Source organism: Pseudomonas baltica (genome assembly GCF_031880315.1).
In the GTDB taxonomy this organism is placed as follows: Bacteria; Pseudomonadota; Gammaproteobacteria; order Pseudomonadales; family Pseudomonadaceae; genus Aquipseudomonas.
Genome location: NZ_CP134771.1, coordinates 5,409,309 through 5,432,730 on the forward strand (window position 1 = coordinate 5,409,309; position 23,422 = coordinate 5,432,730).

Annotated in this window: 19 protein-coding genes; 3 read left to right on the forward strand and 16 right to left on the reverse strand. The window is 61.6% G+C overall.

Annotated features, from left to right (window positions below):
- Positions 1-25 precede the first annotated feature (25 nt).
- The 11 genes from nuoL to REH34_RS24605 form a co-directional block, all read right to left on the reverse strand.
- Positions 26-1,876 carry an NADH-quinone oxidoreductase subunit L gene (gene nuoL / locus REH34_RS24555; protein ID WP_311969471.1) on the reverse strand — a complete coding sequence of 617 codons (1,851 nt, stop codon included), beginning with the start codon at positions 1,874-1,876 and terminating at the stop codon, positions 26-28.
- Positions 1,873-2,181 carry an NADH-quinone oxidoreductase subunit NuoK gene (gene nuoK / locus REH34_RS24560; RefSeq protein WP_226505994.1) on the reverse strand — a complete coding sequence of 103 codons (309 nt, stop codon included), beginning with the start codon at positions 2,179-2,181 and terminating at the stop codon, positions 1,873-1,875. The genes nuoL and nuoK overlap by 4 nt, the downstream gene beginning before the upstream one ends.
- Positions 2,182-2,185: 4 nt before the next feature.
- Entirely contained in the window at positions 2,186-2,686 is a 501-nt protein-coding gene (gene nuoJ, locus REH34_RS24565; protein WP_226505995.1) for an NADH-quinone oxidoreductase subunit J, read from the reverse strand.
- A 9-nt stretch (positions 2,687-2,695) separates the two neighbouring features.
- Positions 2,696-3,244 (reverse strand): NADH-quinone oxidoreductase subunit NuoI, encoded by a 549-nt coding sequence (nuoI, locus tag REH34_RS24570; protein WP_003174725.1) that lies wholly within the window; start codon positions 3,242-3,244, stop codon positions 2,696-2,698.
- An 11-nt stretch (positions 3,245-3,255) separates the two neighbouring features.
- On the reverse strand, positions 3,256-4,263 hold the full coding sequence (gene nuoH, locus REH34_RS24575; RefSeq protein ID WP_226505996.1) for an NADH-quinone oxidoreductase subunit NuoH: 1,008 nt from the start codon (positions 4,261-4,263) through the stop codon (positions 3,256-3,258).
- A complete protein-coding gene (nuoG, locus tag REH34_RS24580) occupies positions 4,260-6,977 on the reverse strand; it encodes an NADH-quinone oxidoreductase subunit NuoG (RefSeq protein WP_311969472.1) in 2,718 nt (905 codons plus the stop codon). The genes nuoH and nuoG overlap by 4 nt, the downstream gene beginning before the upstream one ends.
- A gap of 131 nt (positions 6,978-7,108) precedes the next feature.
- Positions 7,109-8,467: an NADH-quinone oxidoreductase subunit NuoF gene (gene nuoF, locus REH34_RS24585; RefSeq protein ID WP_226505998.1), complete on the reverse strand. Its 1,359-nt coding sequence runs from the start codon at positions 8,465-8,467 to the stop codon at positions 7,109-7,111.
- Positions 8,464-8,961 carry an NADH-quinone oxidoreductase subunit NuoE gene (nuoE, locus tag REH34_RS24590; protein ID WP_226505999.1) on the reverse strand — a complete coding sequence of 166 codons (498 nt, stop codon included), beginning with the start codon at positions 8,959-8,961 and terminating at the stop codon, positions 8,464-8,466. Before nuoE ends, nuoF begins: the two co-directional genes overlap by 4 nt.
- Positions 8,962-8,963: 2 nt before the next feature.
- Positions 8,964-10,748, reverse strand: a complete 1,785-nt coding sequence (gene nuoC, locus REH34_RS24595; RefSeq protein WP_226506000.1) for an NADH-quinone oxidoreductase subunit C/D — start codon at positions 10,746-10,748, stop codon at positions 8,964-8,966.
- A gap of 81 nt (positions 10,749-10,829) precedes the next feature.
- Entirely contained in the window at positions 10,830-11,504 is a 675-nt protein-coding gene (locus REH34_RS24600) for an NADH-quinone oxidoreductase subunit B family protein (RefSeq protein ID WP_226506001.1), read from the reverse strand.
- Positions 11,505-11,513: 9 nt separating this feature from the next.
- On the reverse strand, positions 11,514-11,927 hold the full coding sequence (locus tag REH34_RS24605; RefSeq protein WP_226506002.1) for an NADH-quinone oxidoreductase subunit A: 414 nt from the start codon (positions 11,925-11,927) through the stop codon (positions 11,514-11,516).
- A gap of 1,127 nt (positions 11,928-13,054) precedes the next feature.
- Here REH34_RS24605 and REH34_RS24610 point away from each other — a divergent pair.
- From REH34_RS24610 to REH34_RS24620, 3 genes are all read left to right on the forward strand, one after another.
- Complete coding sequence (locus REH34_RS24610) at positions 13,055-13,795, forward strand: fimbria/pilus chaperone family protein (RefSeq protein ID WP_409373172.1); 741 nt, start codon at positions 13,055-13,057, stop codon at positions 13,793-13,795.
- A 107-nt stretch (positions 13,796-13,902) separates the two neighbouring features.
- Complete coding sequence (locus tag REH34_RS24615; protein WP_311969474.1) at positions 13,903-16,263, forward strand: fimbria/pilus outer membrane usher protein; 2,361 nt, start codon at positions 13,903-13,905, stop codon at positions 16,261-16,263.
- Positions 16,264-16,279: 16 nt separating this feature from the next.
- Positions 16,280-17,413 (forward strand): DUF1120 domain-containing protein, encoded by a 1,134-nt coding sequence (locus tag REH34_RS24620; RefSeq protein ID WP_311969475.1) that lies wholly within the window; start codon positions 16,280-16,282, stop codon positions 17,411-17,413.
- 35 nt (positions 17,414-17,448) lie between these two features.
- Here REH34_RS24620 and aceA read toward each other — a convergent pair whose 3' ends face one another.
- The 5 genes from aceA to purB all read right to left on the reverse strand — a co-directional run bounded on the left by aceA (position 17,449) and on the right by purB (position 23,322).
- Positions 17,449-18,774, reverse strand: coding sequence for an isocitrate lyase (aceA, locus tag REH34_RS24625; protein ID WP_226506006.1), 1,326 nt, complete (start codon positions 18,772-18,774; stop codon positions 17,449-17,451).
- A 288-nt stretch (positions 18,775-19,062) separates the two neighbouring features.
- A complete protein-coding gene (locus tag REH34_RS24630; RefSeq protein ID WP_311969476.1) occupies positions 19,063-19,818 on the reverse strand; it encodes a secretin N-terminal domain-containing protein in 756 nt (251 codons plus the stop codon).
- Between the two features lie 467 nt (positions 19,819-20,285).
- Entirely contained in the window at positions 20,286-20,708 is a 423-nt protein-coding gene (locus REH34_RS24635) for a GNAT family N-acetyltransferase (protein ID WP_311969477.1), read from the reverse strand.
- Positions 20,701-21,867 (reverse strand): cupin domain-containing protein, encoded by a 1,167-nt coding sequence (locus REH34_RS24640; protein WP_226506010.1) that lies wholly within the window; start codon positions 21,865-21,867, stop codon positions 20,701-20,703. The genes REH34_RS24635 and REH34_RS24640 overlap by 8 nt, the downstream gene beginning before the upstream one ends.
- 84 nt (positions 21,868-21,951) lie before the next feature.
- Positions 21,952-23,322 (reverse strand): adenylosuccinate lyase, encoded by a 1,371-nt coding sequence (gene purB / locus REH34_RS24645; protein ID WP_226506011.1) that lies wholly within the window; start codon positions 23,320-23,322, stop codon positions 21,952-21,954.
- Between the last annotated feature and the right edge of the window lie 100 nt (positions 23,323-23,422).

Consider the following 23,422-nt stretch of genomic DNA (forward strand, 5'->3'; position numbering starts at 1 on the left):
TTTCGCAAAGTCGCAAGATTCAAAGTCATACCGCCACCAACACAGCGCCGAGCACCAGCACCGCACCCGCGGCCATGGACAGCGCGTACCAGCGCAGCAGGCCGGTTTCGGTGCGGCTCATGCCGCCGTTGCCGCCTTTGACCAGCTGCGGGATCAGACCGATGGTCTGGTCGATCGGGTCCTTGCGCAGCAGGTGGCTGATTGCCAGGTAAGGTTTGACGAACAGCTTGTCGTACAGCCAGTCGAAGCCCCAGGCCGCGTACCACCAGGCCGACAACACCCGACCCAGGCCGCTGTTGGCGATGGAGGTAGCCAAGGTGCGCTTGCCGAGGAACAACAGCGCCGCCAGCAAGATACCGGCGATGGCGATGGCGCCCGAGGCGATCTCCAGGCTGTGCTTGGCTTCGCCACCGGCATGGCCGACGCTTTCTGGAAGTACGCCACCCAGCGGCGGATGAATCCACGCACCGATGAAGGTCGACAGCACGATCAGGATGCTCAGCGGCAGCCAATGCGCCACACCGTGACCGGCGTGAGCGTCAGTTTGCGGCTCGCCGTGGAAGGTGATGAAGATCAGGCGGAAGGTGTACAGCGAGGTCATGAACGCACCCAGCAGCCCGGCATACAACAAACCGGTATGACCGCTGGCGAAGGCTTCCCAGAGGATCTCGTCCTTGGAGTAGAAGCCCGCAGTGATGATCGGCAAGGCCGCCAGGGCCGCGCCGCCGACGATGAAGCTGGCGTAGGCCAAGGGGATCTTTTTCCACAGACCGCCCATCTTGAAGATGTTCTGCTCGTGGTGGCAGGCGAGGATCACCGAACCTGACGCGAGGAACAGCAACGCCTTGAAGAACGCGTGGATCATCAAGTGGAAGATCGCCGCGTCCCAGGCACCGACGCCCAGGGCCAGGAACATATAGCCGATCTGGCTCATGGTCGAGTAGGCGAGAATACGCTTGATGTCGGTCTGCACCAGCGCAGCGAAACCGGCCAGTACCAACGTCACGCCACCAACGATGCCGACCAGGTGCAGGATATCCGGCGCCAGGGCGAACAAACCGTGGGTACGCGCGATCAGGTAGACACCGGCTGTGACCATGGTGGCGGCGTGGATCAGTGCCGACACTGGGGTAGGGCCGGCCATCGCATCGGCAAGCCAGGTCTGCAATGGCAGCTGCGCCGATTTACCCACCGCACCGCCCAGCAACATCAAGGTCGCCAGCACGATCCAGAAATCGCCGGCCTTGAAATGCTGCGGCGCCCGCACCAGCAGTTCCTGAATGTTCAGGGTACCGAGCTGCTGGAACAGGATGAACAGGCCGATGGCCATGAACACGTCGCCGATACGGGTGACGATGAACGCCTTGAGGGCGGCATTGCCGTTGTCGCGGTTGCTGTAGTAGAAGCCGATCAGCAGGTACGAGCACAGGCCCACGCCTTCCCAACCGAAGTAGATGAACAGCAGGTTATCGGCCAGGACCAGGAACAGCATGCTGGCGATGAACAGGTTGGTGTACGCGAAGAAGCGCGAATAGCCCTCTTCACCGCGCATGTACCAGGACGCGAACAGGTGAATCAGGAAGCCCACGCCGACCACCACGCCGAGCATGGTGATGGACAGACCGTCCAGATACAGGGTGAAGTTCGGTTCGAACCCGTCCACCGACATCCAGCGCCACAGCAGTTGCGTGTACACGCCGCCTTCTGGCGGTGCCACATTGAATTGCCAGATGACGTAGGCGGCGACAATCGCCGACAGGCCGATGGAGCCGACGCCGATCAGCGCTGACAGGTTCTCGGAAAAACGCCCGCGCGAGAACGACAACAACAAAAAGCCGATCAGCGGGAAAACGAAGGTCAGAAAGATCAGGTTCATCCGCGCATCTCACTGGCAGCGTCGATATCAAGCGTATGGAAGCGGCGATACAGCTGCAGCAGGATCGCCAGGCCGATACTGGCCTCTGCGGCTGCCAGGCTGATGACCAGGATGAACATGATCTGTCCATCCGGCTGCGCCCAACGCGCGCCCGCCACGACGAACGCCAGGGCAGAGGCGTTCATCATGATTTCCAGGCTCATCAATACGAAGAGGATGTTACGGCGGACCATCAGGCCTACCAGTCCGAGGGTGAACAAGAGGCCGGCGACCGCCAGGCCATGTTCCAGAGGGATAGCTGCCATAGGGTTACTCCTTCGCCTCGTTGCGGCCAAGATGGAAAGCCGTGACCGCGGCGGCGAGCAACAGCATCGAGGCCAGCTCGACCACCAGCAGATAAGGGCCGAACAGGCTGATGCCGACCGCTTTGGCGTCGACCGTGGTCTGGCCGATGCCGACGGTGCTGGTGTTGGCGAACAGGGTGTAGCCCAGTTCGAGCAGCAGCAGCACGGCGAGGAACACCGGACCTGCCCAGATGCCGGGCTTGAGCCAGTCACGCTCTTGCTGCACCGAGGCGGGTCCGAGGTTGAGCATCATCACCACGAAGACGAACAGCACCATGATGGCGCCAGCGTAGGCGATCACTTCCAGCACGCCGGCAAACGGCGCGCCGAGGGCGAAGAAGGTCATGGCGACGCTGATGAGCGAGATGATCAGGTAGAGCAGGGCGTGCACGGGGTTGGTGTTGGTGATCACCCTGAGGGTGGACACCACTGCAACGCCGGATGCGAAATAGAAAGCGAATTCCATCTTTCTTCCTTAAGGGAGCAGGCTCTTGACGTTGATCGGCTCGGCTTCATTCTGCGCGGCACCTTTCGGCTTGCCGGCGACGGCCATGCCCGCAACGCGGTAGAAGTTGTAGTCAGGGTTCTTGCCGGGGCCGGAGATCAGCAGATCTTCTTTCTCGTACACCAGGTCCTGACGTTTGAACTCGGCCATTTCGAAGTCCGGCGTCAGCTGAATCGCCGTCGTCGGGCATGCTTCCTCGCACAGGCCGCAGAAAATGCAGCGTGAGAAGTTGATGCGGAAGAAATCCGGGTACCAGCGGCCGTCTTCGGTCTCGGCTTTTTGTAGCGAGATGCACCCTACCGGGCACGCCACGGCGCACAGGTTGCAGGCCACGCAGCGTTCTTCGCCGTCGGGGTCGCGGGTGAGGACGATGCGGCCGCGGTAGCGCGGCGGCAGGTACACGGCTTCTTCCGGGTATTGCAGGGTGTCACGTTTGCGGAACCCGTGACCGAACACCATCACCAGGCTGCGTAGCTGGGTTCCGGTGCCCTTAACGATGTCGCCAATATATTTGAACATGGGTCAAATCCTCACTGGGCCGCAACAGCTGGCGTGTTGAGCAACACGAGCGCAGCGGTCACCAGCAAATTGATCAGGGTCAGCGGCAGGCAGAATTTCCAGCTGAAATCCATCACCTGGTCGTAGCGCGGGCGCGGAATCGAAGCACGCAGCAGCACGAACAGCATGATGAAGAAGCAGGTCTTGAGCGCGAACCACACGAACGGTATCTGCGGCAGGATGTTGAACGGGCCGTGGTAGCCACCGAAGAACAAGGTCACCAGCAAGGCCGAGATCAGGATGATGCCGATGTATTCACCGACAAAAAACATCCCCCACTTCATGCCGGCGTATTCGATGTGATACCCGTCGGCCAGTTCCTGTTCCGCTTCCGGTTGGTCGAAGGGGTGACGGTGAGTCACGGCCACGCCAGCGATGAAGAAGGTACAGAAGCCGAAGAACTGCGGAATGATGAACCACAGGTGCTGGGACTGGTATTCGACGATGTCGCGAATGTTGAACGAGCCCGCCTGGATCACGATGCCCATCAGCGACAGGCCCATGAACACTTCGTATGACACGGTTTGTGCCGAGGCCCGCAAGCTGCCGAGCAAGGCGAACTTGTTGTTCGACGACCAACCGGCGAACAGCACCGCGTAGACCGACAGGCCGGCCATGGCGAAGAAGAACAGCAGGCCGATGTTCAGGTCCGCCACGCCCCAGGTCGGGGTGATGGGGATGATCGCGAAAGCGATCAACAAGGCGCTCATGGCCACCACCGGCGCCAGGGTGAAGATCACCTTGTCGACGAAGGGCGGGTTCCAGTCTTCCTTGAAGAACATCTTCAGCATGTCGGCGGCGATCTGGAACATGCCGAACGGGCCGACCCGGTTCGGGCCGTAACGGTCTTGCCACCAGCCCAGCAACCGTCGTTCGACGAAGCTGAGCAAGGCGCCGCATACCACGACCGCGAGCATGATCACCAAGGCCTTGACGACTGCAATGATCGAATCGATCACCTCAGGGGTAAACCAGGTCATTGTGCTGCCTCCTGCAGGCCTTCGACGCTGAACCCGGCGAACGCCGGCGGAATTCCGGCCAGGCCGGACGGCAAGCCGATCAGGCCGGCACCCAGTTCTTCATCGATGCGCAGCGGCAGGCGCAGGGCCTGACCATTGACGCTAAGGCTCAGCAGCGCACCGTCGTTGACACCCAGGCGGTCGGCTTCCGATTTGGCCAGGGCCACGTAGGCAGCGGGAATGCGCTCTTGCACGGGAATGGCACGCGACGAGTTTTCTTCACTGCCGAACAAGTGATACAGCGGTACTGCCTGCCAGGTACCACGGGGTGGCGAGAAGGCAGCCGGTATGGCGCTGAACCAACCCAGTTTGTCACCTTGCGGTTCGATCAGGCGCTTGCCCGGGTCACCGGCACGGATGCTGCCGCCGACTTCGTCCTGGAACTTGTTCCAGGCTTGCGGCGAGTTCCAGCCCGGCGACCAGGCGAACGGCACTTGCTGGCGCGGTTCGGCCGAGCCGGAGTAGCCTTCCATCGAGAAAGAGAACGCAGTGTCGATGTCTTGCGAGGTCCGCGGCTCGTGCACGCTGATGTTGGCGCGCATGGCCGTGCGGCCGCTGTAGCGCAGCGGTTCGCGGGCCAGTTTCAGGCCCTTGATGCGGAACGACGCCGACGGCGCGGCATCAAGGATGCCGTGCAGTTGCGGCGCGACGTTGGCCACGGCCGCCGTGACGTGATCGAGCTGGGTCCAGTCGACCGGACGGTCGAGCAGGGTGGCGCGCAGGGCGTGCAGCCAGCGCCAGCCTTCGTGGACCAGGTTGCTGGCGTCCAGATAGGCCGGGTCGAAGACCTGGAAGAAGCGCTGGGCGCGACCTTCCTGGCTGACCAGCGTGCCGTCGCCTTCAGCGAAGGTGGCGGCTGGCAGCAGCAGGTGCGCGCGTTCGCTGGTGGCGGTGCGCTGGTGGTCGGCGACGATCAACACCTTGACGGCGTCCAGCGCGGCGTTGACCTTGGCGGCATCGACACGGGTGTACAGATCGTTTTCCAGCACCACCAGAGCATCGGCGGCGCCGCTGGTGACGGCGGCAAGCGCGGCATCCAGGGATTCCCCACCGAGCATGGCCAGGCCCAGGCTGTTGGCCTCGGGCACGATCAGGCTCAACGATCCGGCTTTATCGCGGGCGTGCAGAGCCTTGGCGATGTTGGCGGCAGCTTCGATCAGGGCGTTGCTGCCCAGCGAAGTACCGGACACGATCAGCGGGCGCTTGGCGTTGACCAGTGCCTCGGCAATACGTGTCGCCAGTTCCAGTGCTTCCGGCTCCAGGCCGATTACGGCTGGCGCGCTGGCGTCGATGGCATGGGCCACCGCGAAGCCCAGACGCGCGAGGTCGTCGGGAGCGGCGTGCGCGCACTCTTCGGCCACATCATCAAGCTTGGTGGCGGTCAGGCTGGCAATGAACAGCGGATACATCTCGTGCTGGCCGATGTTCTTCACGGCGGCGTCGAGCCATGGCTGGACGCGCATCGCACCGGCCATGGCTTCAGCCTTGCCCTTGACCGACTGACGCAGGCTCAGCGCCAGGCGCGCGGCGGTCTGGGTCAGGTCTTCGCCGAGGACGAACACCGCGTCGTGGTCTTCCACTTCACGCAGGTTGGGAATCGGCAGCGGGCTGTCGTTCAGCACCTTCAGCACCAGGCGGATACGCTCCAGCTCACCCGCTTCGATGCCACTGTAGAAGTGCTCGGCACCGACCAGTTCGCGTAGCGCGTAGTTGCTTTCGAGGCTGGCGCGAGGCGAGCCGATGCCGACGATGTTGCGACCGCGCAGCAGGTCGGCAGCCTTGTCCAGGGCGCCGTCCAGGCTCAGCTTGGCCTGGGTCTCGACCAGCAGCGGCTGGCGCGGACGGTCCTTGGCGTTGACGTAGCCATAGCCGAAGCGGCCACGGTCGCACAGGAAGTACTGGTTGACCGAACCGTTGTAGCGGTTTTCGATACGGCGCAGTTCACCGTAGCGCTCGCCGGGGCTGATGTTGCAACCGCTCGAGCAGCCATGGCAGATGCTCGGCGCAAATTGCATGTCCCACTTGCGGTTGTAGCGCTCGGAGTGGGTCTTGTCGGTGAACACACCGGTCGGGCAGACCTCGGTGAGGTTGCCGGAGAACTCGCTCTCCAGGGTGCCGTCTTCGACGCGGCCGAAGTAGACGTTGTCGTGGGCGCCGAATACACCCAGATCGGTACCGCCGGCGTAGTCTTTATAAAAGCGCACGCAACGGTAGCAAGCGATGCAGCGGTTCATCTCGTGGGCGATGAACGGGCCGAGCTCCTGGTTCTGGTGGGTGCGCTTGGTGAAGCGATACCGGCGCTCGTTGTGGCCGGTCATTACCGTCATGTCCTGGAGATGGCAGTGGCCGCCTTCCTCGCACACCGGGCAGTCATGCGGGTGGTTGGTCATCAGCCATTCGACGACGCTGGCGCGAAACACTTTCGCTTCTTCGTCTTCGATGGAAATCCAGGTGTTATCGGTGGCGGGGGTCATGCACGACATGACCAGCCGACCGCGCGTGTCGTTCTCGTCGGTGAACTGCTTGACCGCACACTGGCGGCAGGCGCCGACGCTTCCCAGCGCCGGGTGCCAGCAGAAATAAGGGATATCGAGCCCGAGGGACAGACAAGCCTGTAGCAGGTTGTCTGCACCATCGACCTCAAGGTCTTTGCCGTCTACGTGGATAGTGGCCATGGTTCAAGTTCTTCGTTGGCCCGTTGTCAGCGGGCGTGGCTAATGGAAATCTTGTTATCTGCCCGGCGCAGCCCCAGAGGCGCGTCAACGGGCAGTCAGCCGACGGCCAGGGCCGTCGGGGTCACGGTGTGTTACGCGCCTGCCATGGTGGGGGTAACCACCTGGGTCAGGCTGCCGGGCGTGCTGGCCTTGATGCCTGCTTCGAACTCCGGACGGAAATACTTGATCGCGCTGCCCAACGGCTCGACGGCACCTGGAGCGTGGGCACAGAAGGTCTTGCCCGGGCCGAGGAAACCGACCAGTCCCAGCAGGGTTTCGATATCCCCCGGCTGGCCGTTGCCGGTCTCGATGGCGCGCAGCAGCTTGACGCTCCACGGCAGGCCGTCACGGCAAGGGGTGCAGAAACCACATGACTCGCGGGAGAAGAATTCTTCCATGTTGCGCAGCAGCGAGACCATGTTGACGCTGTCGTCCACCGCCATGGCCAGGCCGGTGCCCATCCGCGTGCCGACCTTGGCGATGCCACCGGCGTACATTTGCGCGTCGAGGTGTTCGGGCAGCAGGAAACCGGTACCGGCGCCGCCTGGCTGCCAGGCCTTGAGCTTGAAGCCGTCGCGCATGCCGCCAGCGTAGTCTTCGAACAGCTCGCGGGCGGTCACGCCGAACGGCAGCTCCCACAGGCCCGGGTTCTTGACCTTGCCGGAGAAGCCCATGAGCTTGGTGCCGTGGTCTTCACTGCCTTCTTTGGCCAGCGACTTGTACCAGTCGTTGCCGTTGCCGACGATGGCCGGCACGTTGCACAGGGTCTCGACGTTGTTGACGCAGGTCGGCTTGCCCCACACGCCGACGGCAGCAGGGAAGGGCGGCTTGGAGCGCGGGTTGGCGCGGCGGCCTTCGAGGGAGTTGATCAGGGCGGTTTCTTCACCGCAGATGTAGCGCCCGGCGCCGGTGTGCACGAACAGCTCGAAGTCGAAACCGGTGCCGAGGATGTTCTTGCCCAGCAGGCCGGCGGCCTTGGCTTCCTGCACTGCGCGGTTGAGGTGCTTGGCGGCGGTGACGTATTCGCCGCGAAGGAAGATGTAGCCGCGGTAGGCTTTGAGCGCGCGGGCGCTGATCAGCATGCCTTCGATCAGCAGATGGGGCTGTTGCTCCATCAGCATGCGGTCTTTCCAGGTGTTGGGCTCCATTTCATCCGCGTTGCACAGCAGGTAGCGGATGTTCATGGATTCGTCTTTGGGCATCAGGCCCCATTTGACGCCCGTCGGGAAGCCCGCACCGCCGCGGCCCTTGAGGCCGGAGTCCTTGACCGCCTGAACGATGTCGTCGGCGGCCATGTCGGCGAAGGCCTTGCGCGCGGCGGTGTAGCCGTTCTTGCTGACGTATTCGTCGTACCAGATGGGCTCGCCGTCATCGCGCAGGCGCCAGGTCAACGGGTGAGTTTCGGCACTGCGGGCGATGCGGTTGGCAGGCCCGAAGGAGGTAAGGGTCATACGTAGCCCTCCAGCAGTTGGGTCACGCCAGCAGGCTGCACGTCACCGAATGTGTCGTCGTCGATCATCAACGCCGGCGCCTTGTCGCAGTTGCCCAGGCAGCACACCGGCAGCAGGGTGAAGCGCCCGTCTGCGGTAGTCTGGCCGAGGCCGATGCCGAGTTCGCTCTGGATCTTGCTGACCACCGATTCGTGGCCACCGATGAAGCAGACCATGCTGTCGCACACGCGAATGATGTGACGGCCGACCGGCTGGCGGAAGATCTGGCTATAGAAGGTGGCTACGCCTTCGACGTCGCTGGCCGGAATACCGAGAATCTCGCCGATGGCATAAAGAGCGCCGTCGGGCACCCAGCCGCGTTCCTTCTGGACGATCTTGAGGGCTTCGATGGACGCCGCGCGCGGGTCCTCGTAGTGATGGAGTTCGTGCTCGATGGCCGAACGCTCGGTTTCGCTGAGGGCGAAACGGTCAGTCTGAATAAGCGTGCTGTTCATGCTTAACGGTCCACGTCGGCCATAACGAAATCGATGCTACCCAGGTACGCGATCAAGTCCGCGACCATCTCGCCTTTGATCACCGAAGGGATCTGCTGCAAGTGCGGGAAGCTTGGGGTACGAATCCGGGTGCGGTAGCTCATGGTGCCGCCATCGCTCGTCAGGTAGTAACTGTTGATGCCCTTGGTCGCTTCGATCATCTGGAAGGACTCATTGGCCGGCATCACCGGCCCCCACGAGACTTGCAGGAAGTGCGTGATCAAGGTTTCGATGTGTTGCAGCGTGCGCTCTTTGGGCGGCGGCGTGGTCAGCGGGTGATCCGCCTTGTACGGGCCTTCTGGCATGTTGCGCATGCACTGGTCGATGATCTTGATGCTCTGGCGCATTTCCTCGACGCGGACCATGCAGCGGTCATAGGCGTCGCCGTTGTGGGCCAGCGGCACTTCGAACTCGAAGTTCTCGTAGCCCGAGTAAGGGCGCGCCTTGCGCAGGTCGAAGTCGCAACCGGTGGAACGCAGCCCGGCACCGGTGACACCCCATTCCAGGGCTTCCTTGGTGTTGTAGGCGGCCACGCCGATGGTACGACCCTTGAGGATGCTGTTCTGCAGGGCTGCCTTGGTGTATTCGTCGAGGCGCTTGGGCAGCCATTCGACGAAGTCCTTGACCAGTTTCTCCCAGCCGCGCGGCAGGTCGTGGGCGACGCCGCCGATGCGGTACCAGGCCGGGTGCAGCCGGAAGCCGGTGATGGCTTCGATCACCGTATAGGCCTTCTGGCGATCGGTGAAGGTGAAGAACACCGGAGTCATGGCGCCGACGTCCTGGATATAGGTGCCCAGGAACAGCAAGTGGCTGGTGATGCGGAAGAACTCGGCCATCATGATGCGGATGGTGTCGACTTTTTGCGGCACCTTGATGCCGGCCAGCTTCTCCACGGCGAGCACGTAGGGCAGGTTGTTCATCACCCCGCCCAGGTAGTCGATGCGGTCGGTGTAGGGGATGAAACTGTGCCACGACTGGCGCTCGGCCATTTTCTCGGCACCACGGTGGTGGTAGCCGATGTCAGGGACGCAGTCGACGATCTCTTCGCCGTCCAGTTGCAGGATGATGCGGAAGGCACCGTGGGCCGAAGGGTGGTTCGGGCCCAGGTTGAGGAACATGTAGTCCTCGTTGCTGCCCGAGCGCTTCATGCCCCAGTCTTCGGGGCGAAAGCGCGCGGCTTCTTCCTCGAGCTGCTGCTTGGCGAGGGTCAGGCTGAACGGATCGAATTCAGTGGCGCGCGCCGGGAAGTCCTTGCGCAGCGGGTGACCTTCCCAGGTCGGCGGCATCAAGATGCGCGACAGGTGCGGGTGGCCGTTGAAGGTGATGCCGAACATGTCCCAGACTTCACGCTCGTACCAGCTGGCGTTCGGCCAGATGCGCGTGGCGGTCGGGACGTTGAGGTCGCTCTCGCTGAGCGCCACCTTGAGCATCACGTCGCTGTTACGTTCGACCGACAGCAGGTGGTAGAACACCGTGAAGTCGGCGCCCGGCAGGCCGCGACGGTGGGTGCGCAGGCGCTCGTCGACACCGTGCAGGTCATACAGCATCGAGTAGGGCTTGGGCACGTTGCGCAGGAAGGTGAGGATCTCGATCAGCTTGGCGCGATCGACCCACAGCACCGGCATGCCGGTGCGGGTTTCCTGGGCGGTGAACGCCTCGGGGCCAAAGCGGTTGGTCAGTTCGACGACCACATCTTGGTCGTCAGCCTTGTAAGGCGGGATATACAGAGCGGTGTCCGCTGTTGTCATGGTCTCGGTCGCTTTCGGTCAACTGCAGAATGAAGCCAGGAATCCTGGTGTGCTTGGTCACACGATCAGAACGCCGCTGGATCAGACTTCGTCGGGGCTGCGCAGGTTGGTCACGGCAATTCGCTGTTCGCGACGTTGTTCCTTTTGCGACGGCATCTCGGCGCGATACACGCCTTGATCACCGACCACCCAGGACAACGGGCGGCGCTCCTGGCCAATGGATTCCTGCAGCAGCATCAAGCCTTGCAGAAATGCCTCTGGACGAGGAGGGCAGCCGGGCACGTAGACGTCGACGGGGAGGAACTTGTCCACACCCTGAACGACCGAGTAGATGTCATACATGCCGCCGGAGTTGGCGCACGAGCCCATGGAAATCACCCATTTGGGTTCGAGCATCTGCTCATAGAGACGCTGAATGATCGGCGCCATCTTGATGAAGCAGGTGCCTGCGATGACCATGAAGTCGGCCTGGCGAGGTGACGCCCGAATGACCTCGGCGCCAAAGCGCGCGATGTCGTGGGGTGCCGTGAACGCCGTGGTCATTTCCACGTAGCAGCACGACAGGCCGAAGTTGTACGGCCACAGGGAGTTCTTGCGCCCCCAGTTCACCGCACCGTTCAGCACGTCTTCGAGTTTGCCCATGTAGATGTTCTTGTGAACTTGATCTTCAAGGGGGTCGGCTACGGTTTCCCGTTCGCCAATCGGATACTCCTGGTTAGGTGCATCCGGGTCGATCCTGGTGAGATTGTATTGCATGCCAAAGCCTCATTGTTTCAGCTTCGCTTGCCGCTTGAGACGAGCTTCCGGCGCCCAGTCAAGGGCCCCCACTCGAAAGAGGTAGACAAGACCTGCCAACAGAATTGCTATGAAAATGAAAGCTTCGGCGAATCCGGTCCAGCCGCTTTCGCGGACGGACACAGACCAGGCAAACAGGAAGAGGGCTTCGATATCGAAGATCACGAACAGCATCGCGACCAGATAGAATTTTGCCGACAGGCGCAGGCGCGCGCTGCCGGTGGGGAGCATGCCGGATTCGAACGGTTCGTTCTTGCTGCGGCCCCAGGCTTTACCGCCCAGCAGGCTCGACAGGCCGAGCATGAAAGCACACAGGCCGACGACGCCCAGAAGGAAGATGGCAAAGCCCCAGTTGTGGGCGATGAGTCCTGTCGAATCGGGCATGCTCTGGATCCTTAACAGGGGCGGCAGACCCCTGTGCTTGAATGTGGTGTCGCAGTGACGATATGTCGCACTTCTGCTATCGCGCTGATTTTATGGGTAAACCGCCAGCAAGTAAATTTAGTATGGCAAATTAATTCGTAGCATTACGCACATAGGCAGCCTCAATCGCGCTGAAACCGTTGGGTACAGGGGATTGTAGAAGGTTTTGTTAAGTGTGTTTTTCATTCGCCGCAATAAGCTTCAGATGGCAATGATAATTAATATCGTTTCCGCTTCGCGATTTTTGCTGCTCCGTGCCATTCGCGAGCTTTTTAACCCAACCACAGGAGTCGGGTATTGCTTCAGATCATTGTCTCGCTACGTTGCCGGGCAAATAGTCCAGACCGGCCCTCCGGCAATCGGTGGCCAGACCGGCGTGCCGCAGGGCAGTGGCTGCCGGACTGTGTTTAAGACTGTTCTTATATAGTGGTGCACTCTGTTGTTCTAAACTTTACGACCCTGTGTACCGGCATCTAGTAACTAGTGTCGAATCGCTTTTACGGAGGGTTACTTGCATCGTATTGCACGCGCCCTTATTTGGGATGAGGTATAAATATTGTTGAAAAGACTGACTGTCGCTATTGCGCTGGGCATGGGGCTGGGTCTGGGGTTGGGGGCAACTTCTGTATTTGCGGGTAATACCGCTGCTGAAATCCGACGCCGAGCGGTGATGTGAGTCTTGCCGGTCCGGCAACGATCGAGCTGCACTCTCTGTAATGAACGTCGATCTGGCTTCACTGCCCGAGCGAAGACGAGCTGGCTCGGTATCAGCCTCTCGCCTGTGTGCCATTCGCCGCCAGGCTTTTCCGGAAGCGACGGCGGGCGCGAGTGCACTCTTGCGAGTGACAGGACGACAGTTTCAGTGTTTGTCTTATATTAATGAGTGGCTGCCATCACTAATATCTTCCGCTGTTGATGGTTGGCCCCAATCGCCCGCCGCTATTTTGCGCCGAACTTCGGCACGATTCATTTATTCAATAAACAATCCATGCCTGTCCACGCGCGTGGCTCACATGCGTCGTTCGCCCTGCTGGCCTACTGCGTCAAGGGTGACGCCTCGACGCCTCTGATGGGCCGAGATCATCAGTATGCAACTGGCTAACCCTAAGCAGGTGTTTCAGCGGCTTCGCCTGGCCTCCCTCGTTGTACCCGCGCTGCTTGCCACGAGCGGGATCAGCCCCGAATTCGCCAATGCTGCCGGTATGGTTCCGCAAACCTCCGTGGTGATCGTCAATGAAGCCGACGGCGAGGCCACCATCAAGGTAACCAACACTGATAACACCGCCGTCTTATTGCTCGTCAATCTGGAAAACATACCCGAGGACAACCAGCCGTTGCTGCTGGTCACCCCAGCGGTTTCCCGTGTCGAAGCGGGCAAATCGCAATGGGTGCGATTCATCCTGCGCAGCGAAGGCGGGCCCCTCAAGACTCAACGCCTCAAGCGCGTGACCTTCGAGGGCGTCGCGCAAGTCGACCCGGCGCAAAAGGACACCGCCCGGATTGGCGTTGGCATACGCCAGAATTTGCCTGTCATCGTCCATCCCAAAGGACTGCCTCCCGAGCGCGAGCCTTGGAAGGGGCTGACCTGGCGCCACAGCAACGGCAAACTCACCGTGAGCAACGACACCCGCTATGTGGTACGTCTGTCGCAACAACTCACGCTGCTGCCGATGCAAGCCACCGCCCAGTTACCCCGCACCTATCTGCTGGCCGGCGAGCAACTGAGTGTCGACGTCCCGCCCGCCGCCGCCGGCGCCCATAGCGTGCGCTTGTACCCCGCCACGGTCTATGGCTTTGCAGTAGACGCCTACGATTCCCCCTTGAAGTAATGGTCATAGCGAAGACCCGCTGTCGTTATCACTGCGCCGCGCCATCGGTTGGACTCGGTGGGCGAGCCGACATCAAGGCTGGCTTTGCACTGGCTCTGAGCGTTGGCATGGGTGCCATCAGGGCCGAGGAAAACCACAGCGGCTTCGATATGGAACTGCTGCGTCAGCGTGGCATCGATCCGCGCCTGGCCGAGTACTTCAGTGCAGCGCCACGCTTCACACCGGGGGAGCATAAGGTCCAGCTGAAGGTTAACAGACAGGCCCGCGGCGCCGTGATTGCCCGTTTTGGCAGTGATGGCGAACTTTGCTACGACGCGTCGTTCCTGGCAGCGGCCGGCCTGCGCCCAGCGGGCACAAGCGCCGGGCCAGCCGATTGTTCGGCGTTCATCCAGCGCTTCGCGTTGACCCAGGTACAGTTACGCTCGGACATCGGTGAGATCGAACTGGTAGTGCCCGTCGAGGCGCTCGTCGCAGTACCCCGTGATTTGAGTGGCTTCAGCACCGGTGGCGTCGCCGGGGTACTCAATTATGAACTGTTGGGCATGGCCAACCGCTTTGGGGGCGGCAGCAGCCGTAATACCTCGGCCAACACCGAGGTCGGTTTCAATGCCGGTAACTGGATAGTCCGTAGCCATCAGTTATACAGCGCCACGAATGGCGTTTCGCGCTTTCAGCATATCGACGCCTATGCACAGCGCACCTTTGCCGGTATCGGTGCGGTAGCGCAATTGGGGCAGATTCAGCTGAGCAATCCGGTATTGGGCGCCGCCCAGGTGACCGGTGTGCAGTTGATGAATGAACAGGGCTTGGGGCAGCAGGGTGGCCGCGCGGTGGTCGAAGGTATCGCTCAGGGCCCAGCGCGTGTCGAGGTCCGGCAGATGAACAACCTGATCTATACGACCATCGTGCCGGGGGGCGTCTTTGTGCTGCGCGATGTGCCGCGGGTCAACCAGCGCGCCGAGTTACAGGTCATGGTCATCGAGGCGGACGGCTCCCATCGCCAGTTCAGCGTTTCGGCAGCGCAGGCCGGCGTCGAAGATCCGGGCAGCGGTTATACGCTGGGCGTGGGCCAACTGCGTAACGCTCCTGCAGAGCAGGCGTCGACGATAGCCAATGCCGGTTGGACGGGGCGCATCGGCCGTAGGGCGAGCGTCAGTGTCGGCACCATGGCCTCCCCTGAGTACTTCTCCGCTGGGACCAGTGTAGGCCAGCGCGTTGGCGACGGTGCCCAGATACGCGCCGACCTGGTTTCGACCCGTGCGGCCAGCGAAGGGGTCAAAGGCATACAGTCACGAATTTCGATCACTCAGAGGCTGGGGGCCCAGTGGTCGGTGAGTGCAGCGGTGACTCGCCAGACTGCAGGCTATCGTGAACTGCTCGACAGCGGCGACCGAACGAACGGCCAGCAGACCGCGGCCTATCCTCGCACCCAGTACAGTGGCAGCGTGGGCTGGTCTCACCAGTGGCTCGGCAGCTTGAATGCCGGCTACGCGCAGTCGACATTGTTCAATGGCACCACCAGTAGCCGAGCCAACGCGTCGTGGGCCAAAAACCATCGAGGCGTTACCTTTTCGTTGACGGCTGAGCGCGATCTGGGACACCGAGGCGGCCCGCAGGATAACAACCTCGCCACCATGGGCACCGCCCTGTATGCCACGCTCAGCGTGCCATTGGGAGGCGGCGCAAGGTTTCGCACGGCCTACAGCGACAGTCATGACCGCCAACGCATCTCTACCAGCTTTGCCAGTACGCTGAACGATACCGTCAGCTATCGACTCGGCGCCGAACGCAATCTCACCAGCGGTCGGGATGGCTTTTCGACCGGGGTCTCGATGCAGCCACGCCATGCCCAGGTCGACCTCGGCTACACCGGTGACGGCGACCGCGAGCACAGCATCAGCACGGCGCTGCGCGGTGGCTTGGTCGCGTATGACGGCGGGGTCATGACCTCGGTATATCCGTTGAGCGATACCTTTGCCCTGATCAAGGTTGGTGAGGTGGCCGGGGTCAAGGTCGATACTTCCAGCGGCCCGGTCTGGACCAACGGCTCAGGTGCGGCAGTGGTGCCACGCCTCAATGCCTATGGCCGCAGCAATGTCGAAGTGGCGCCTGGATCATTGCCACGCAACGTCGATATCGGTGATGGCGCCCGTCAGGTCATGGCGGCCCGCGGTGCTGTAGAACGCATCGATTTCAGTGTGATAGTCACCCGCCGCGTCCTGCTGCAGGTGCATACCGCGTCGGGCGCCAAGCTTGCACCTGGCGCCTCAGTGGTGAATGACCAGGATATCCCGATCGGGATGGTCGACCAGGACGGCACGGTGTTCGTGCCCAATGTGATCAACCTGGGGCGCCTGTGGGTCAGTGGGCCCGACGTGCCACGTTGCGAGTTGCACTTCGAACTGGCGCCACAGGCAGATGCCCAGGCCTATTACGAAACCGTGCCGGCTACCTGCCGAGCGTCCTGAATACGAGACTGCATCCATGACATCTTCGCTGCGCGCAATTTTTTCGACTGCATTGGGATCATGGGCTGCGGTCGCCTTTTGGTCACCGCAGGCGCTGGCGGACTGTGCGCTGATGCTCAGTAATCCCACTATCGATTTCGGGGTCTTGAAGCGCGACAACCTGGCCTGGCATGCCGGCAGAGTCCTGTTGGGCGAGCGCAGCTTGAGCTTGAACCTCACCTGCACCGTGCCTACGGAGCTGACCTTGTACCTTCGCGCCCACGCGGCGGATGACGACACTTTCAGGCTGTCCACCCTTGGGCACTACCGAGTCCGGCTACGCGATGCTGTGCTCGATGGCGCGTCCGTCGCATTGGGGGAGCTGGGGCGTCTGGGGGAATTGCCCGTTCGTGCGCAAAACAGTATGCACTGGCGCCCCGAACGAGGGCTGGTGACGATGCGTGACGGGCGGCCTGTGCAAGGCAAGGTATTGCAGGCGCGATTGGACGTCGTCGCCGTCGCACCACGGCAGGCGTTGCGGGTACGCGACGAGACCCTCTGGCAGGCCTTGGCTTCGATCGATGTACCGCAAGCCCACGTCAGCGAGGCAATGACTCTGAGCTCGACCGTTTTGCCTGTATCTTGCGAGCCGCTCCTCGGCGCTAACGGGCGGGTAGATTTTGGCCAGCGGTCGGTTGGCGAATTTAGTCGTTATCAGGAAACCCGGTTACCCGCCCAGACGGTGGCGCTAACGGTTGCCTGCGACGGGCCGGCGCTGATCGCCCTGCGCATGGTCGATAATCGCGCCGGTTCTGCCACCTTGGGTGCCGAGAACAGTTTTGGTCTTGGGCTTGATCGCGGCAGGCGAGTGGGACGCTATACCCTGCGGCTCGAGGATGTGCGAGTCGATGGTTGGTCTGCGACTTACGCGACGCAGACCGGGTCGATGGGGGCGAGTTGGAGCGCGGCACAGGCCGATGGCGTCGAATTGTCCACTGGCGTCTGGTCAGGCTTCAGCGCCCGCCGGGGAGCCACGAGCGGCCCAGATGATTTGCAGCACATGAGCGCTACGCTGTCCGTAGCGCCGGTGATTGCGCCGATTATCGAGCTGGATGTGAGTGAACCCGTCCTGTTGGACGGGTCCGCGACGATCGAGATCGTGTACCTCTAAGCCATGTGGCAGCGGTGCTGGAAAACCGCCTGGTCTTAGTGGAACTGCTCTTCCTCGGTCGAACCGGTCAGCGCCGTCACCGAAGACGCGCCGCCCTGAATCACCGTGGTCATGTCATCGAAATAGCCCGTGCCCACTTCCTGCTGGTGTGCCACGAAGGTGTAGCCCTTGGCGGCGTCAGCGAACTCCTGCTCCTGCAGCTTCACATAGGCCGTCATGTCGTTGCGGGCATAGTCGTGGGCCAGGTTGAACATGCTGTGCCACATGTTGTGGATGCCCGCCAGGGTAATGAATTGATGCTTGTAGCCCATGGCAGACAGCTCGCGCTGGAACTTGGCGATGGTGGCGTCATCCAGGTTCTTCTTCCAGTTGAACGACGGCGAACAGTTGTACGACAGGAGCTGATCGGGGTATTCCTTCTTGATCGCTTCGGCAAAACGACGGGCTTCTGCCAGGTCCGGCTTGGCCGTCTCGCACCAGATCAGGTCGGCATAGGGTGCATAGGCCAGGCCGCGTGCGATGGCCTGATCGAGGCCGGCGCGCACTTTATAGAAGCCTTCGGGCGTACGTTGCCCGGTCACGAACGGCTGGTCGTACGGATCGCAGTCCGAGGTCAGCAAGTCGGCGGCGTTGGCGTCGGTGCGGGCGAGGATGATGGTCGGTACGCCGGCGACGTCAGCGGCCAAGCGCGCGGCAGTAAGTTTTTGCACGGCTTCCTGGGTCGGTACCAGCACCTTGCCGCCCATATGGCCGCATTTTTTCACCGAGGCCAGTTGGTCTTCGAAGTGCACACCAGCGGCGCCGGCTTCGATCATGCTCTTCATCAGTTCGTAGGCATTGAGGACGCCACCGAAGCCGGCTTCTGCGTCGGCGACGATGGGCGCGAAGTAATCGATATAGCCATCATCGCCAGGGTTCTTGCCGGCTTTCCACTGGATCTGGTCGGCGCGGCGGAACGAGTTGTTGATGCGTTTTACCACGGTCGGTACCGAGTCGACCGGGTACAGCGACTGGTCGGGGTACATGGACTCCGCCGAGTTGTTGTCCGCCGCGACCTGCCAGCCGGAGAGGTAGATGGCCTGGATGCCAGCCTTGACTTGCTGTACCGCCTGGCCACCGGTGAGCGCACCCATGCAGTTGACGAAGTCCTTGTCAGGGCGGAAGGACGGCTTGGCGCCCTGGGTCACCAGATTCCACAGTTTGTCGGCGCCCAGACGGGCCAAGGTGTGCTCTGGCTGGATTGAGCCGCGCAGGCGGACGACGTCAGCAGCGCTGTAGGTGCGGGTCACGCCTTTCCAGCGTGGGTTTTGCGCCCAGTCTTTCTCGATAGCCGCTATTTGTTGTTCGCGTGTCTGTGCCATGGGGGAAACCTCGTCGCATAGGTCTGGGTGAAAAAATCCGTGCTCGATGCCGTGCCTTGGCCGCCTGGGCACGTATGGTCGTACCCGCAATGGGTGGCCTGCGACGCAAAGACGAAGCCCTTGCAGGGGCCGGAACGGCGGGAGCGAGGCCATCATGTCCTCGGATTTTTTGCCCGTCAAGAAAAATGTAGTGATTCTTTAGTAGCACTACATAATGTCTTTTTGCGACTTGTCGGTCATTAAAAGGCGCCCGGGTGGCGACCTTTAGGGCGCGAAATGACTGTATGGTCAGTCGAGGGAGTCCACCTTGACGCGTAATGTCATGTCATTTCTGCCTTGTGTGGCGTAATTACGGGTATATCCCTGCCTATTGAGCTGGCTTTGCTCGTTGATGCCACCTAAGGTGATCCATTCTCCAAGCCGGCCACTGACCTGTGTGTCGGTGCTCTGAATTTTCACTACATCAGGGCTGCGCTCGCTCATGCGATCGTTGTTGGTGCTGATGCTCAGGTGCACGATGTCCCCGGTCACACTGGCGGTCACATAGAAACCCTGGGTGACGTTGCGGTATTGAGTTTGCATTTGCGGGCGCCCATAGGCGTCCGGCTGGGTGGTGGTCAGCGGCACGCTTTCGCCAGTCTGGATCAGCGCCGGCACGCCTTCGCTGGCCTGTACCTGCTGCACGCCGCCGGTGCGGTTGGCTGTGCCGTAATTGATTACCCGGCCTTGACCCTGGCCGTTGACGCTATAGCCGTTGCTGTCAGCGTTGTTGCTGTCAGAGGTATCAACGCTGATCAGCAGGCGTTTGGCGGCAACATCCAGCTGCCCGAGCAGGTCACGCAGGGCGTCGATCTTGTCGGGGGCGGCATTGACGATCAGTTGATTGCCATAGGCACTCACCTTGCCATCCTGGCCAAGAAAATTACGCGCCACGGGCAGCAGCTCATTGCTGGTGCGGTTGTTGAGTTGCAGCACCTGAGTGTCGGCGACGGCCGAGGCGCTGAGGGTGAGCAGCAGGCAGGACAGCAAGGGACGAAGCGACATGTCCGATATCTCCGCAAAGGGGATATTGATTATGGCGCATTCTGGGGTAGGGTGGGGCGGCCGCCATCTGGCTGGCTGTTCGCGTCGCGCAGATCCTGACGCCCCGGTCGCGTTAATCGACGATAACAGCACCAACCTTGATCCAGTCTGTTTGCTGGGCGCCAGGGGGCGCCACATACACCGGCCAGCCGCCCTGTTTGACATCGGCGGTTACCTTGGCGGCGGCGCCGGTACCTGAGCCGTAGGCAATTGGAAGGTTCCGATCATAATGGTGCTCACGGCACCGATGTTTCCGGTGACCTTGATTTCATCGCCTGCTTTGACACGCTCTGGGGAAAGATTGAAGCCGGGTTCGCTTGGCATGATGAAGCCTCTGTGGTGTGTGAGGCTTCATCCTGGGGCTGTACCCCTCAATCATGAATAGCTAGCAAAACTGATAGGTGGGGCGAGGCTCCTCGGTACTGGAGTCACCCCTCGCGCACCATATCGACATGGGGAATGCCGGCTTCCAGAAACTCCTCGCTGACCACCTTGAAACCCAGCCGCTCATAGAACGCCGTTGCATGCACCTGGGCGCTCAGCGCCTGCTGCATGATGCCGCGGCGCTCGGCTTCGGCGATGGCGGCGTGCATCAGGGCGTCGCCGACCTTCATGCCGCGCCAGTCCTTGAGCACCGCTACCCGGCCGATATGGCCATCGGGCAGCAGGCGTGCGGTGCCGATCGCGAAATCACCTTCCTCGGCCAGAAAATGCACGGCGTCGGCGTCGTCGTTGTCCCATTCAAGCTCAGGGGTAACGGCTTGTTCAGCGATAAACACCGCTTCGCGAATTCGCCGCAGATCGGCGTTGTCTCTGTGCCAATCGGCGACTCTGACTTCGATTTTATTCATCGGCAAATCCCAGACTTCCTTGTTTGATCAGCTCGCAGACCAGCATGCGGCCGTTTTCATCCTGCAACCATGGCCCAAGATTGTCGATGTGCAAGGCATCGGCCGCGCAGATCAGCTTCAGCAGATCGCGCAGATGGCCTGGCAGCAGACGGCTCTGGCCGCTGGCGAACAATAGCAGGTCGTCGTCGACTTCCGACCAGGCCAGGCGCGCACTTGGATTGCGTATCAGCACGGCGCCATCTTCAAGGCCGCCCAGCAGGTCTTCTTCTTCGACTTCACTGCCAGCGACCAGTTCAGGGTAGCGCGGCTCGGTCATGAACTGGCCGAACCACGTCAGCAGCAGGCGCTCGTCGCTCATGTGTTCGGCCAGCAGGCCTTTGAGGCGGTCGAGGGCGTCGTGCTGGATCTGATGCGGGTCGCTGACCGGTGTGGCATCGGCGTCGCTGTAGCGGTCTTCGTCGGGCAGGAACTGGCTGAGGAAGTCGGTGAAGTGAGTCAGGACTTCGGCCGCGCTTGGCGCCCGGAAGCCGACCGAGTAGGTCATGCACTCGTCCACGGCCACACCGCAGTGGGCGACGCGCGGCGGCAGGTAAAGCATGTCGCCCGGCTCCAGTACCCACTCTTCGGCTTGTTCGAAGTCGGCGAGGATGCGCAGGTCGCTGTGCTCGATCAGCGGGCTGTCGGCGTTGCACATCTGGCCGATTTTCCAGTTGCGCTTGCCGTGGCCCTGCAGCAGGAACACGTCATAGTTGTCGAAGTGCGGGCCGACGCCGCCGCCTGGGGTGGCATAGCTGATCATCACGTCATCGATGCGCCAGCTCGGCAGGAAGCGGAATGGCTCGAGCAATGCCGCGACTTCCGGCACGAATTGATCGACTGCTTGCACCAGCAGCGTCCATTCCGTTTCCGGCAGGTCGCCATAGGTATCTTCGGCAAAGGGCCCGCGACGCATTTCCCAGGGGCGCTCGCCGTTTTCGATGACGATACGCGATTCGACTTCTTCTTCCAGGCTCAAGCCTGCCAGTTCGTCAGGGCTGATCGGGTTTTCGAAGTCGGTGAAGGCCTGACGGATCAGCAGCGGTTTTTTCTGCCAGTAGTCACGCAGGAATTCTTGTGCCGTGAGGCCGCCCAGGAGTTGCAGTGGAATATCGGATTTCATGTGTAACCTATTGAAAATAAGCTTTTTTATGGCGCCAATAAAAACGCCCGGCACTGCCGGGCGTGTCGACCAGGGGCTCGGGTGTCAGACGCGCTTGGCCTGGGCTGCAGCGTTACCGATGTAATTGGCCGGGGTGAGTTTTTTTAGCTCGGCCTTGGCGTCGGCGGGCATGTCGAGCCCGTCGATGAAAGTTTGCAGCGCCTCGGGACCGATGCCCTTGCCGCGGGTCAGCTCTTTGAGCTTCTCGTACGGGTTTTCGATGTCGAAGCGGCGCATGACCGTCTGGATCGGCTCGGCCAGGACTTCCCAGCAGGCGTCCAGGTCGGCGGCGATCTTGACTTCGTTGATTTCCAGCTTGCTGATGCCCTTGAGGCTGGCTTCGTAGGCAATCACGCTGTGGGCGAAGCCGACACCGAGGTTGCGCAGCACGGTGGAGTCGGTCAGGTCGCGCTGCCAGCGGGAAACCGGCAGTTTGCTGGCCAGGTGCTGGAACAGCGCGTTGGCGATGCCAAGGTTGCCTTCGGAGTTTTCGAAGTCGATCGGGTTGACCTTGTGCGGCATGGTCGACGAGCCGATTTCGCCCGCGATGGTGCGCTGCTTGAAATAGCCCAGGGAGATGTAGCCCCAGATATCACGATCGAAATCGATCAGGATGGTGTTGTAGCGAGCAATGGCATCGAACAGCTCGGCGATATAGTCGTGCGGTTCGATCTGCGTGGTGTACGGGTTGAAGCCCAGACCCAGCTCGTCTTCGATGAAGGCGCGGGCGTTGGCTTCCCAGTCGATGGCAGGATAAGCCGAGAGGTGGGCATTGTAATTGCCCACGGCGCCGTTGATCTTGCCCAGCAGCGGCACGGCGGCGACTTGCGCGATCTGCCGCTCGAGGCGGTAGACGACGTTGGCCAGCTCTTTACCCAAGGTGGTCGGCGAAGCAGGCTGGCCGTGAGTGCGCGACAGCATCGGCACGTCGGCGAAGCGATGGGCGAGCTCGCGGATCGATTCGGCGATCTGACGCATCAGCGGCAGCAGCACGGTGTCGCGGCCTTCGCGCAGCATCAGGGCGTGGGACAGGTTGTTGATGTCCTCGCTGGTGCAGGCGAAGTGGATGAATTCGCTGACCTTGGCCAGTTCCGGCAGCTTGGCCGCTTGTTCCTTCAGCAGGTACTCGATGGCCTTGACGTCGTGGTTGGTGGTGCGTTCGATCTCCTTGACGCGCTCGGCGTGTTCGAGGGCGAAGTCGCTGGCCAGGGCGTCGAGCAAGGCGTTGGCTTCGGCGGAGAACGCCGGCACTTCAGCGATTTGCGGGTGAGCGGCGAGGCGCTGGAGCCAGCGGACTTCGACCAGGGCGCGAAAACGGATAAGGCCGTATTCGCTGAAAATTGGGCGCAGTGCTTGAGTCTTGCCAGCGTAGCGGCCGTCTACAGGGGAAACCGCAGTGAGCGATGAAAGCAGCATGGGGCGTTCTCGGACAGTCGGGCACGAAATGGGGCGCGAATTATACATGAAAAAAGCATAGGAGGTCGGCTGTGCTATGCCGCCTGCGCGTGTTTGCTGA